This window comes from Lacrimispora sphenoides JCM 1415, from assembly GCF_900105615.1.
In the GTDB taxonomy this organism is placed as follows: domain Bacteria; phylum Bacillota; class Clostridia; order Lachnospirales; family Lachnospiraceae; genus Lacrimispora; species Lacrimispora sphenoides.
Map to the genome: position 1 here is coordinate 4608996 of NZ_LT630003.1, position 13054 is coordinate 4622049.

The window sequence follows — 13054 nt, forward strand, 5'->3', positions numbered from 1 at the left end:
GAGGTATATAGCCATGAAGCTGATGATTGTTGAGGATGAACAGCGGGCGAGACGGGGACTGAAGAATATTATCTTATCTATTTCACAGGAAGATGAGATCGTGGCAGAGGCAGCTAACGGAAGAAGCGCTTTGGAGCTGATTAAGACTGTGAAACCGGATGCGGTATTTACGGACATTAAGATGCCGTTTATGGACGGACTCACACTGATTAAAGAAGTGCGGAAACTGGGAATGGGCACAAAATTTGTGATTATAAGCGCCTATGAGGAATTTGAATATGCAAGACAGGCGATTACGTGCGGCGTATCCGAATATCTGGTAAAACCGCTGATTATGGAAGACATCCGAAAGGCTCTCGACGCCGTCCGCGACAGGGGGGAACAGGATAACTGCAAGGTAAGTCTGTCTGAGTGCTATCCGGAAGTCCATCCGATTATCTTAAAGGCATTGCGAAAGATTGAAAATGAGTATTTGACACCAATGAACCAGAAGGATATGGCAAATGACTTGGGGATCAGCCCGGAATATTTTTCAGGGCTGTTCAGCAAAAATATGGGAGAATCTTTCGTACATTTTCTGAGAAATTACCGTATTGAGATAGCAAAATCCCTCTATCTCCACAGTGACATTCCGAGAGAGGAAGTACCTTTTAAAGTAGGATTTGTAGATGAGAAGTATTATAACCGGGTTTTTAAGAACGCTACAGGGATGAGCGTAGGGGAATATATTCGTGAAAACAGAAGATAGCAGTGTAAGGAGAAGAGATGGATTCCTGATTCAGGGGATCCATTTTCTGATTTATGGGGGAAATCAGGAGAAAGTTACATTAAAATCATGCTAAAATATTAAAATTTTATCTTAAAAATGGGGCCGAATCTTAAAGATATCGGTTAATTTTTTTTCTGCGATTGTTTATAATGGTCATATCGATAAAGTGACGGTCACAAAAAGTATTCCGGAGACATCCGGCGGCAGAAAAGGAGGAAATAAGACATGACAACAGGTTGGGGAAAGTTGGCAGCGGTTTTGACAACTGGGGTGCTGGCAGCAGCAGTGCTGGTTGGATGTGGCAGCAAAAGCAGTAACAGCAGCGACGGCGTGACAAGCGCGGCTTCAGGAGGAAAAAGTACGGAGCAGGCAAAGGCAGAAACGAAAGGCAGTGGAGACCGGAAAGAGATATCCATCTGGCATTATTTCGAACATGAGGCGGCAGCTTTGGAAAAGGTCGCGGATAAATATAACGAGTTGCAGGATGATGTCCACATTACATGTACGTATGTATCCCGGGATGAGCTGATGAACCAGTACACGATCGGCGCGGTATCAGGGGAACTCCCGGATATCGGTATGGTAGATTCTCCGGACATGGCTTCCTATATATCTCTGGGAGTTTTTGAAGATATCGACGACGAATTGAAGGCATGGGGGGATTTAGACCAGTTTTATGAGGGACCTCTCAACAGCTGTCGGGATTCCGAAGGAAGGCTGCATGGTATTCCCAATAATTCCAACTGTCTGGCGCTGCTTTGCAATATGGATATCTTAAATGCTGCGGGGATCAAGGAAACACCGACCACCTGGGACGAGTTCTATGAGGTGTGTAAAGCGACCACAAATCCGGCGGATTCTGTATATGGATTTGCAATGTGTGCGGTTGGCAATGAGGAGGGAACCTTCCAGTATATCCCCTGGCTCTATGCGGCGGGCGCAGACGTGACGACCCTCACTTCCCCGGAGGCGGCCGAATCCCTCGATTTTCTCGCAAAGCTTGTGAGTGAAGGATTGATGAGTAAGGAAGTCGTAAACTGGGGACAGGGGGACGCGCTGAACGCCTTTGCGGCGGGAAAAGCTGCGATGCTGGAATCCGGTACCTGGCAGATCGCTCAGTTTGATAGCGGGGATGTAAAGCTGGATTGTAATTACCAGTACGCCATGCTTCCTAAGGGCAAGCAGAACGCCTCGGTTATCGGCGGCGAGAATTTCGGCGTTTGTACCGGTACAGAAGCCAAAGAGGAGTGTGTGGAGTTCTTAAAATATATGATGACTGCGGAAAATAACGCAGACTGGTGCGAGATTGCCGGCAAGCTGCCAGTAAGGGGTGACGCCACAAAGCTGAAGGATTTCTGGACGGAGGACGCCCGATATGCGGTATTCAATGAATCCATGGATTATGCGGTAGCGCGAGGCCCTCATGAGTCCTGGCCGACCATATCAGAAGCGATCTATACGGCTGAGCAGTCCGTACTTCTGGGAGAGAAGACGGGCACGGAGGCCATGGCCCAGGCAGCAGGAATCGTGGATCCAATTCTGACTGAAGTCCCTATTGCAAAATAGAAGACAGTAGCAAATGATCGTTACAGGGGGCGTTTCTGCGCCCCCTGTATGAAAATGGCATAAAAGTTTGAGAGAAAGGAGTGTGCGGTCTTGAATAGAAAAAAGATGACAATAGCCGAAAAGAAGACGCTTGAGGGCTATGGTTTTATTCTGCCTGGATTTTTTTACGTCATGTTGATTCTTGGCTATCCGCTTGTCTATAACGTAATTCTGAGTTTGAAAAACACGAACGTTAAGAATTTTGCGAAGGGAACCTCTGAATTTGTGGGATTTTTGAATTATATCACACTGTTCCACGATCCTACGTTTTTACTGGTCTTAAAAAATACGTTTGTTTTTACGGTGTTCTGTCTAGTCATTCAGTTCACCATTGGATTCATGTTCGCCCTGTTCTTTTCCCAGCAATTTACGCTGTCGGGGCCGATTCGCGGATTAATTCTGGTTGGATATATGATGCCGATGTCTGTCACCGCCATGCTGGGAAAGAATTTATTCGGGGTATCGGAGGGCGTCATCAATGATCTGCTCTTAAAGACCGGATTGATTCAGCAGCCGGTGGAATGGCTGGTGGGAGGAAGCACGGCTCTTGCCGCGGTTATCGCGGTCAACTGCTGGGTCGGCATTCCATTTAATATGCTGCTACTGACCTCGGGCCTGACTGGAATTTCACAGGATGTTTATGAGAGTGCTTCCATGGATGGGGCGAACAAAATTCAGCGTTTCTTATACATAACACTCCCGCTTATGAAGTCTTCTATTTTAGCAGTGCTGATGTTAGGATTTATCTATACCTTTAAGGCGTTTGATTTAATGTTTATTATGACAAGCGGCGGACCGCTGAACGCCACGGATGTCCTGGGGACATACGCTTACAGCCTGTCATTTACTAAATATGAATTTTCGTTGGGTTCTGCAGCGGCTATGGTGCTGTTTGCCTGTCTCTTCGTCATCGGATTGTTCTATCTGCGGCTGATAACAAAGGAGGATGATTAGTATGGGAGAAAAAATCAGATATGCCGTGTGTACAAGCAGCGGCAGAAAAGATATTTTAAACTGCCTGCTGGCAATATTCATTGCAGTGATCTTCCTCTTCCCGATCTACTGGTTGCTGTCCATGTCCTTCAAGACAGACGGGGAGTCTTTCGGGAAAATAGTGACGTATTATCCCCACACATTTACGCTTGAGCCATGGATCAAGAACTTCTCCGACAAGGATTTTCTGTTCTCTTTAAGGAACAGTTGCCTGATTGCCTTGCTGTCTATGACGATTTCTATCTGCTTCGGTGTACCGACGGCGTATGGGATGGGGCGGTATAAGGTGCCGGGAAGCAAAGGCTTTCTGCTGGCCTTTCTGGTGACGCAGATGATGCCTGCCTCCCTGATGCTGACTCCCATGTATTTAATCTTCAACAAAATCGGTCTTTTGGGTACGTATTTAGGCCCTGCGCTGGCAATCTCTTCGGGATCAATCCCATTTATTGTGGTGACACTGAGACCGTATTTCAAGGGGGTTCCCAGGTCTCTGGATGACGCTGCAAGAATTGACGGCTGCGGTGTGGTCCGCTCATTTTTTTCTATCATGATACCGGCGATCAAGACCGGTGTGATCACAGTGGTAATTATCTCGTTCCTGAATGGCTGGAACGACCTGGTCTATTCCATGACCTTTAACGTCAAGCCGGAGATGCGTCCGCTGACTGCCAATATCTATAAGTTCCAGAGCAAATACGGAACAAAATGGAACTGTATCATGGCGTACGGCGCGATTCTTGTCATACCGGTTGTTCTGCTGTTTGTATTTCTGCAAAAATATATCGTCAGCGGCTTAACAGCCGGAGCGGTCAAAGAATAGGAGGAAAGAAATGCTGAAACAGATTGGAAATGCAGTTATAAGGAGGCAGGAAAAAGAAATCCTGCAGATTGAGCCGTGGGGGACCAATGCCCTAAGGGTCCGCGCTACCCAACTTTCTGCAATTAGGGAGGAAGAATGGTCGGCTCTGTTGGAACCGGAAAATGAGGAATTAAAAATCAGCATCGTGCTGGACGGCATGGGTGCCAGGATTGAAAATGGAAACATTCGATGTGAACTGATGGCTACCGGGAAGTTAAAATTTTATAACCGGAGAGGCGAGCTGCTTTTGGAGGAATACGACAGAAATCGTTTCCGCAAGGAGATTGAGGGGGAATTTAACAGCGCTCTGGAAATTGATCCCAGGACCTTTGAACCAATCACGGGTACGGATAATTACCGTCTAAAAGTCCGGTTTGAACCGAGTGACGGAGAGAAAATCTACGGCATGGGCCAGTATCAGCAGCCGTATCTGGATGTGAAGAACTGCCGTCTTGAGTTGGCGCACCGCAATTCCCAGGCAAGTATCCCCTTCGCACTTTCCAGCCGCGGCTACGGATTTTTATGGAACAATCCAGCCATCGGCAGCGTTACATTCGGAAAGAACGTCACGGAATGGACGGCGGAGTCCACAAAAGTGATGGACTACTGGATTGTGGCCGGGGATACTCCGGCTGAAATCGAGGAGGCTTACGCGAATGCGGTAGGTAAGGTACCGATGATGCCGGATTACGGCATGGGCTTCTGGCAGTGCAAGCTGCGCTATCAGACGCAGGAAGAGCTATTAGAAGTAGCGAGGGAGTATAAGAAGAGGGGCATTCCACTGGATGTCATCGTCTGCGACTATTTTCACTGGCCCAATCAGGGGGACTGGAAATTTGATGAGGATTACTGGCCCGACCCTGAGGGCATGGTGCGTGAACTGAAGGAGATGGGGGTCAGGCTGATGGTGTCTGTCTGGCCAACCGTTGAGGAAAGCAGTGAGAACTATCATAAGATGGTCCGGGAAGGATATTTAGTCCGTAGCGAGCACGGAAAAGCGATCGGTCAGTTGGGAAATGCGGCATTTTTTGACGCCACGCATCCGGACGCGCGCAGCTTCGTGTGGGAGAAACTGCGTCGGAATTATTATGACAAAGGTATTGAGTTGTTCTGGCTCGATGAGGCGGAGCCGGAATTTACCGGATATCAGTTCTCTCACTACCGGTATTATCAGGGAACCGATTTAGAGACAGGTAATATTTATCCGAAGGAATATGCCAGAATGGCGTATGAAGGCCTCCGACAGGCGGGACAGGAAAACATATTGAGCCTGCTGCGTTGTGCATGGGCCGGAAGCCAGAAATACGGGGCGCTGGTGTGGTCGGGAGATATCGATTCATCTTTCCGCTCACTGCGCAGCCAGCTGGCAGCCGGGCTCAACATGGGACTGTCCGGAATTCCATGGTGGACGACAGACATTGGCGGATTTCACGGAGGTAATATACACGACGAAGGATTTAGAGAAGTGTTTGTGCGCTGGTTTGAATTTGGCGCCTTCTGCCCTGTCATGAGGCTGCATGGATACAGAGAACCGATCAAGGAGCCGATCGGTACTGCCGGAGGAGGAAAACACAACAGCGGAGCGGAGAATGAGATCTGGTCCTATGGGGAAGAGATTTACGCTGTCTGCAGGAAATATATTTACCTGCGGGAGAAGATGCGGCCATATATTACGGAACTGATGCGGGAGGCCCACGAAAAGGGAACACCATTGATGCGCCCTCTTTTTTATGACTATCCGGAAGACGGTAGATGCTGGGAAATTGAGGATGAATACTTATTCGGCCCGGACGTTCTGGTTGCACCGGTTCTCTGGGAGGCTGTGACGGAGCGGAAGGTCTATCTGCCGGCCGGCCGCTGGAAAAACTTAAATGATGCTTTGGTATATGAGGGGGGAAAGGAAATTATAGCCGCGGCCCCCATTAACGCTATCCCGGTGTTCGTAAAGGAAGGGACGTTGGACTATCTGTTCGAAACCGCAAAGTGATGCGAAACTGCGGGGAATTATTGTAAGAGTATCACATGGGACTACGTGGAAAGCAGCGATGACGGAGGAGATAGGATATGGATAAAAGCAGAAAAAGGGTTGGTTGCAAAGGGTTATTCTCCTACGGAGGAGACTACTTTTACTACATGGAGAAGATCTTTGATACGGCGGCGCTTAACCTGCTTTGGCTGCTGTTCTGCTTGCCTGTGATTACCATCGGTGCTTCTACCACGGCGCTGTATGATACGGTCCATAAACAGGGAGTGCAGGATGAGGGGTATGTCGTAAAGGTGTTTTTTCAATCCTTTATGCGGAACTTCAAACCTTCCTGCGGACTATGGGGGATTCTTGCGGGTGCGGCTATCATTTTTCAGCTCAATCTTGGAATTGTTTCGGCAAAGATGGAGGGAGACGGGGCTGTTTTTCTGCTGCTTTTGTACAGTATGTGCCTGCTTTTTGTAATAGGGACGCAGCTTTACGCATTTCCTGCTCTTTCCCGTTTTTCCATGCCCGCGGGGTGGATTCTGAAAGTATCGATTTATATGTGTTTCCGTCATTTACCGCGCACCATACTCCTGGTACTGGTTACGGCGGTCAGTGTCATGCTTGTCTGGTGGTGTCTACCGCTTGTTCTGATTCTGCCGGCCCCTGTCCACAGGATATACCATTGTCTGATGGAACCGGTACTAGCGGAACACACACCGCAGAGTAAAAAAATTCATTAATATTCAGTTAAGTAAAAGGAGGAACACGCAGATGGACCAAAAAGAGGAGATGCAGAAAATGGAGAAAGCCGGAGATTTCCGTTCCGATAACCGGTTTTTACTGGGGTATTTTGAAGAGAAGGACGGGGCGCTCTATTATCGCTATGACGCGGAACGCTTAATTGTGGAGCCGTGGGGGACCAATTCTCTGCGAGTGCGTGCGTCAAAGATGGCGCAGATGCCGGAGGAGCTTTGGGCGCTGGAAGGAAAGCCGGAGTTGTCAGGATCGAAGGTGACAATTCATGATTATACGGCGGAGATCACGAATGGAAAAATTAAAGCGGTTATCAATAATATTGGAAAGCTTTCTTTCTATAACCAGAAAGGGGAGCTGCTTCTGGAAGAATACATACGCAACCGGGAGGATATGTTTGCCGATACGTGCAGTTCCCTGGAGATGGAAGCTCGAGAATTTAAGCCGATTATCGGCGGGGATTACGCTTTGACAATGCGCTTTGTATCTGACCCTAAGGAGAAAATCTACGGGATGGGGCAGTATCAGCAGGATTTTCTGGATTTGAAAGGTGCAGACCTGGAACTGGCGCACCGAAACTCCCAGGCCAGTGTACCGTTTGCCCTTTCCTCGCTGGGGTATGGTTTTCTGTGGAATAACCCGGCAGTCGGGCGTGTCAATTTCGCCAGAAATATTACCACATGGGAAGCGAAGTCCACGAAAAAGCTGGACTATTGGATTACTGCGGGAGACTCTCCTGCAGAGATTGAGGAGGCGTATGCGAACACCGCGGGGAAGGTGCCGATGATGCCGGAATATGGTCTTGGATTCTGGCAGTGTAAGCTGCGCTATCAGACACAGGAGGAACTTCTGGAGGTCGCCAGAGAGTATAAGAGACGGGAGCTTCCCATCGACGTGATTGTCGTAGACTTCTTCCACTGGCCCAAACAGGGGGACTGGAGGTTTGATCCTACGTACTGGCCGGACCCGGACAGCATGATTGCGGAACTGAATGATATGGGGATCGAACTGATGGTATCCGTATGGCCAATGGTCGATTATTTAAGTGAGAATTTCGAGGAGATGAAGGCGAAGGGGCTGCTGACTCGGGTGGAGAAGGGCGTGCGTATCGACAATGTCTATATGGGCAACACGATCCAGTATGACCCCACAAACCCTGAGGCGCGGGATTATGTCTGGAAGAAATGCAAACAGAATTATTATAATAAAGGTATAAAGATATTTTGGCTGGACGAGGCAGAACCGGAATATTCCGTCTATGATTTTGAAAACTACCGCTATCATTTGGGGCCGAATGTGCAGATCGGGAATATTTACCCGGCGATGTACGCGAAGACCTTCTTCGACGGGATGCGTGGGGAAGGACAGGAGAATGTGGTAAACCTTCTGCGCTGTGCCTGGGCGGGCAGCCAGAAATACGGGGCGCTGGTTTGGTCCGGCGATATACATTCCAGCTTCGACAGCATGAAAAATCAGGTTGCAGCCGGACTCAACATGGGTTTGGCGGGTATTCCATGGTGGACTACGGATATAGGAGGATTTTTTGGAGCCAACATTACCGACGAGAAATTTCATGAGGTGCTGGTACGCTGGTTTGAATATGGAACCTTCTGCCCTGTTATGCGGCTTCACGGTTATCGGATGCCGTATCAGCCTCAGCAGGGGACTACCGGAGGGGCAGCATGCGTGTCTGGCGCGCCCAATGAGATCTGGAGCTATGGTGATAAGGTGTACGAAATTTGTAAGAAGTACTTATGGATTCGTGAAAATATGCGCCCCTATACGCGGAAATTGATGAAGGAAGCTCATGAAAAAGGAACCCCTGTGATGAGGCCGCTGTTCTATGATTTCCCAGAGGACTGTGCGTGCTGGGAGAAAGAAAATCAATATATGTATGGCCCGAATGTCATGGTAGTACCGGTTATGGAGGCAGGAGCTGAAAAGATCGGAGTTTACCTTCCAAAAGGTGCAGTATGGATGAATGTCTGGACGAAGAAAACTTGGGAAGGCGGCCAGAGTATCGAGGTAGAGACGCCGCTGGATCAGATGCCGCTCTTTGTGAGGGACGGATTCGTTCTGGATGTTTGTGAACCATAAAACCGGTTTTTCCTGAAAGTAATTGAATCATTATATGAAACCCGGGAGGGGAGCGGTTTAAGAAAAATCATGACCGTTCCTCTCCTGTTTTCAGTTCCATATGCATTTAGACAATGGAAGATTTAGATTTATTTCAGTAAAGGGCCTTTAATTAAAGCCGCTTTGCTTTATAATAATGACCCAGCTTATCTGTGGCAATAATTGCATCACAAACGATTTCAGGTGTTAATGTTAATGGCATGTTCCCCATTGTATCATTAGGGCTGCATGCTAATTCTGCAACTTTCATTATTTCATCTATTTTAATCTCATGAATTCCAAGATCCTCCAGAGTTGTTGGCAATCCGACATCTAAACAAAAATTTATCACTTCTTCAAATTCTTCCGGAGAAGCATTTTCAAGTACTAATTGAGTTAAGGTACCAAAAGCCACTTTCTCACCATGATAACACTGATGTGTTTCATGGATAGCTGTAAATCCATTATGAATCGCATGGGCTGCTGCGATACCACAGCTTTCAAAACCAATACCTGAAAGATATGTATTTGCTTCAACAATATTTTCCAGTGCTTTTGTACATACTTTCGCTTGCGCAGAAACAAGAGCCTGAATACCGTTTGCAAGTAATGTATCATAACATAATCTGGCAATTGCCATAGAGGTGATGGTATAGTAGCCGCCAATAAAATTAGGACTGTTTGACTGCTTACATGCACGGGCTTCAAAATAGGTTGCCAATGCATCTCCCATACCGGATACAAGTAAACGTGCCGGAGCAGAACTAATTACCTCAGTATCGACCAAAACCATGTTTGGATTTTTAGGAAGAAAAAGATAATCTTCAAATGCGCCGTCGTCTGTATAGATAACTGATAAAGCACTGCATGGAGCATCTGTTCCGGCAATGGTAGGAACGATTACTACAGGAGCTTCTGCGTAAAAAGCAAGAGCTTTTGCTGTATCGTGGATCTTTCCTCCTCCAATTCCAACAACTACATCACAACCAGATTCCTTATATACGTTCACTAAGCGGTCAATTTCATTACGAGAGCACTCACCTTGAAAGGTTTCGAAAAATAGTTTTGTATTATATTCTTTTGCACTCTTTTCGATAGGTTCTTTAACACGTCCCTTACCAGATTCGCTAACTAAAATAAAGGGCGCCTTTCCTATATTTTGCAAATGTTTACATAGCTCACCTAATATCCCTCTGCCTTGAACGTAACGTTCAGGACTGCCAATTATATTAGCCATGTTAATTCCTCCTTAGATTGTTAGATTGTTTGTTTGATAATTATATATCGATAATTATTTACCGATATAATGTATTATATTTTTATTACACATAAATGTCAATCCAGATAAGCAATTATAGTTAATTTTTTGTCAAAGGATATTAGGGATCCAGGACTAGCAGCAGTTTTACAGACAGTAATTAAGCGTGATCCTTTGCCAGGATTGGTTCAATAGCATTCCCTTTATTTTGTTCCTTGCTCTCCGGGGGGATTTTTTTATTCCAAGCATCGCAAACGCTAATTTATTCTATAGGCAGTGTTTGGCTTTACTTTTATTTTCAATATATTCTAAAACCAAGCGGAGGATAGCCGGGTGATACCGTCCACAATTTCTTCTTCTGTTAAACTGCTGTATCCCATGAGAACCAAATTATCCGAGTAGCTTTGCAGGTTCATCCAATAATCGGATACCGGATAAACTCCAACCCCCGCCCTTTGTGCTGACGCAATGAGTTCTTTTTCAGACATCCCATTATAAACCTCCAGCAGAATGTGCAGACCGGCATTTTTGCCATGGATGTATACCCTCCCTGCCATCTGACTTTGGATTGTGCTGATTAACATATCATGCTTTCTTTTATTGGATACAGAGGATTTGTTCAGCATCCGATTCCAATGTCCCTGCTGGATAAAGTGATACATGACTTTCTGCTCCAGCCAGGGAATAGAACAATGATAATTTGAGAAATTAGCATGGTATTGCTTCAGTAATTCCTCCGGCAAAACGAGAAACCCCATTCTTAGGCCGGGAGCAAGCACTTTGGAAAAGGTGTTGACATAAATCACCCGTTCATTCTTGTCGAGGGAATGGATAGAGGGGATTGGTCTGCTGTTATAACGAAGCTCACTGTCATAATCGTCCTCGATAATATAAGCGTGATTCTGTTCCGCCCATTCTAACAGCTTGAGCCGTTTGTTGATTGACATGACAATACCTGTTGGAAACTGATGGGAGGGCGTGGTATAGACTAGCTTTGTACCGGAAGCCGAGAGTTTCATCAAATCAATGCCATCAGCCTGTAATCCAATAGGCATCACATCATAACCATGATTGATGAAGGTTTCTCTGGCACTGTCATAGCAGGGATCTTCCACAGCGACAATGTTGGTTTCCTGCATGAGCAACTGGCAGACTAAACTCAGGGCTGACATAGCTCCGGAGCAAAGAATAATTTGTTCCGGACGGCAAACAACCCCTCTGGAGTTGGTGAGATATTTCATAATCTGTACCCGAAGTGCCGAATCTCCCTTTTTCTCATGATAATCAGCGATATGCCCAATTTCATCGGATAGCAATACCTGATTCAGCAGTTTACGCCAGATACGAAGGGGAAAATTCTTAATATCAAGTCGGCAGTATTTGAAATCATACTGTATGGTATATGTTTCTTCTGATTCTTGTGTAATGGGCTTTTCAGAGTCAGTTTGTTTTATATGGGACGGAGCAAGGCTGTTTATCGCTATTTTCTGCACTTTATAGCCGCTGCCAACCTTGCTTTGAACATAACCTTCGGAACAAAGCTGCTGATATGCACTGTCAACCGTATTTTTTGCAACTAAGAGTGTACTGGCCAATGTTCTGATAGGTGGGAGAATGCTTCCCTCACATAACTCTCCGGATATTATCTTTTCCCTTAGTTGATGATAAATTTGCATATATAACGGTTCATCTGAATGCCTGTCTATGATTAACATATGCTCTCTCCTTGATTGTACCTATTAAATATTTGATAATTGTCGCTTTTGATAGATACAATTATACGATATACTTGATAAGAAATAAAGTATCTTATTATGGAGGAATAAATCATGCAACACAGAATGAAAACACATATGATGACCAAGGACAAGATGGAGGATTTGCTGAATCGGACTGCAACGTGTAGTCTTGCTATGCTGAATGAGGATAGTACACCGTATGTCATACCAATGCACCATGTCTATCACAATGGCTTTATTTATATGCACGGCTTACCCAAGGGTAAAAAAATCAACAACATCAAAGCAGACCCACATGTGAGTATCACCGCTTATGAAATGCAAGACTTACTCCTTGACCCGGACGGCAAGGCTTGCGATACCAACACAAAATACGAAAGTGTGATACTTTCTGGTATGGCTACCTTGGTGGATGATATTGACCTGAAAAGGGAGGCTCTGATGGAGGTTGTAAAAAAATATACCCCTCACCTATCAGGGACTACGCTGCCTGAAAATATGGTAAGAGGTACAGCTGTCATTCAGGTAGAGATTCTTGAAATGACAGGAAAATACTACGATTAAGGATATGCCGCACATGAAGAAAATCCTTAATCTCGTCTTTTTGTTCATTGGGCTTCTTGCGGTTGGCCTGGGAACGGTTGGCATTATCCTTCCGATTTTGCCAACCACCCCGTTTTATCTGATGGCTTGTTTCTGTTTCGCAAAAGGTTCGCCACAGTTTCATAAGTGGTTTACAGGCACGAGGTTATATCAGAAATACTTGGCGGAGTTTGTAAGAACACGAGCCATGACGCTGAAGGCAAAGCTCGGCCTGTGCATTCCGGTGAGTTGTATCCTAATCATTACCTTGGTGCTCATTTCGTCATGGACTCTCCGAACAGGAATTGCTTGTATTATGGTATTCAAATGGTGGTATTTTACTTTCAGAATCAAGACAATACCAAGCAAAATACCACCTCATAAGACAGTGCAGGAGGACACATAAAAA

General features: G+C 46.1%; 11 protein-coding genes. 9 read left to right on the forward strand and 2 right to left on the reverse strand.

Features of this window, described 5'->3' with window-relative positions; all coding sequences use genetic code 11:
* Positions 1–13: 13 nt before the first annotated feature.
* From BMX69_RS20820 to BMX69_RS20850, 7 genes are all read left to right on the forward strand, one after another.
* Entirely contained in the window at positions 14–748 is a 735-nt protein-coding gene (locus tag BMX69_RS20820; RefSeq protein ID WP_054791071.1) for a response regulator transcription factor, read from the forward strand.
* A 246-nt stretch (positions 749–994) separates the two neighbouring features.
* Entirely contained in the window at positions 995–2335 is a 1341-nt protein-coding gene (locus BMX69_RS20825; RefSeq protein WP_100043401.1) for an ABC transporter substrate-binding protein, read from the forward strand.
* A 90-nt stretch (positions 2336–2425) separates the two neighbouring features.
* The gene (locus tag BMX69_RS20830) at positions 2426–3328 is read left to right on the forward strand and encodes a carbohydrate ABC transporter permease (RefSeq protein ID WP_242941310.1); all 903 of its coding nucleotides are present in this window, start codon (positions 2426–2428) and stop codon (positions 3326–3328) included.
* 1 nt (position 3329) lies between these two features.
* Positions 3330–4187: a carbohydrate ABC transporter permease gene (locus BMX69_RS20835; protein ID WP_100043402.1), complete on the forward strand. Its 858-nt coding sequence runs from the start codon at positions 3330–3332 to the stop codon at positions 4185–4187.
* Positions 4188–4197: 10 nt separating this feature from the next.
* Positions 4198–6213: a glycoside hydrolase family 31 protein gene (locus BMX69_RS20840; RefSeq protein WP_100043403.1), complete on the forward strand. Its 2016-nt coding sequence runs from the start codon at positions 4198–4200 to the stop codon at positions 6211–6213.
* Between the two features lie 77 nt (positions 6214–6290).
* Positions 6291–6938 (forward strand): YesL family protein, encoded by a 648-nt coding sequence (locus tag BMX69_RS20845; RefSeq protein ID WP_100043404.1) that lies wholly within the window; start codon positions 6291–6293, stop codon positions 6936–6938.
* 58 nt (positions 6939–6996) lie between these two features.
* Positions 6997–9048: a glycoside hydrolase family 31 protein gene (locus BMX69_RS20850; RefSeq protein ID WP_100043912.1), complete on the forward strand. Its 2052-nt coding sequence runs from the start codon at positions 6997–6999 to the stop codon at positions 9046–9048.
* Between the two features lie 151 nt (positions 9049–9199).
* Here BMX69_RS20850 and BMX69_RS20855 read toward each other — a convergent pair whose 3' ends face one another.
* Positions 9200–10303, reverse strand: a complete 1104-nt coding sequence (locus BMX69_RS20855) for a glycerol dehydrogenase (protein WP_100043405.1) — start codon at positions 10301–10303, stop codon at positions 9200–9202.
* Between the two features lie 329 nt (positions 10304–10632).
* Positions 10633–12039 carry a MocR-like pyridoxine biosynthesis transcription factor PdxR gene (gene pdxR / locus BMX69_RS20860; RefSeq protein WP_100043406.1) on the reverse strand — a complete coding sequence of 469 codons (1407 nt, stop codon included), beginning with the start codon at positions 12037–12039 and terminating at the stop codon, positions 10633–10635.
* Positions 12040–12153: 114 nt separating this feature from the next.
* Between pdxR and BMX69_RS20865 the strand changes: the two genes are divergently transcribed.
* A complete protein-coding gene (locus BMX69_RS20865; RefSeq protein ID WP_054791066.1) occupies positions 12154–12627 on the forward strand; it encodes a pyridoxamine 5'-phosphate oxidase family protein in 474 nt (157 codons plus the stop codon).
* 13 nt (positions 12628–12640) lie between these two features.
* Positions 12641–13051, forward strand: a complete 411-nt coding sequence (locus tag BMX69_RS25150) for a YbaN family protein (RefSeq protein ID WP_054791065.1) — start codon at positions 12641–12643, stop codon at positions 13049–13051.
* Positions 13052–13054 lie beyond the last annotated feature (3 nt).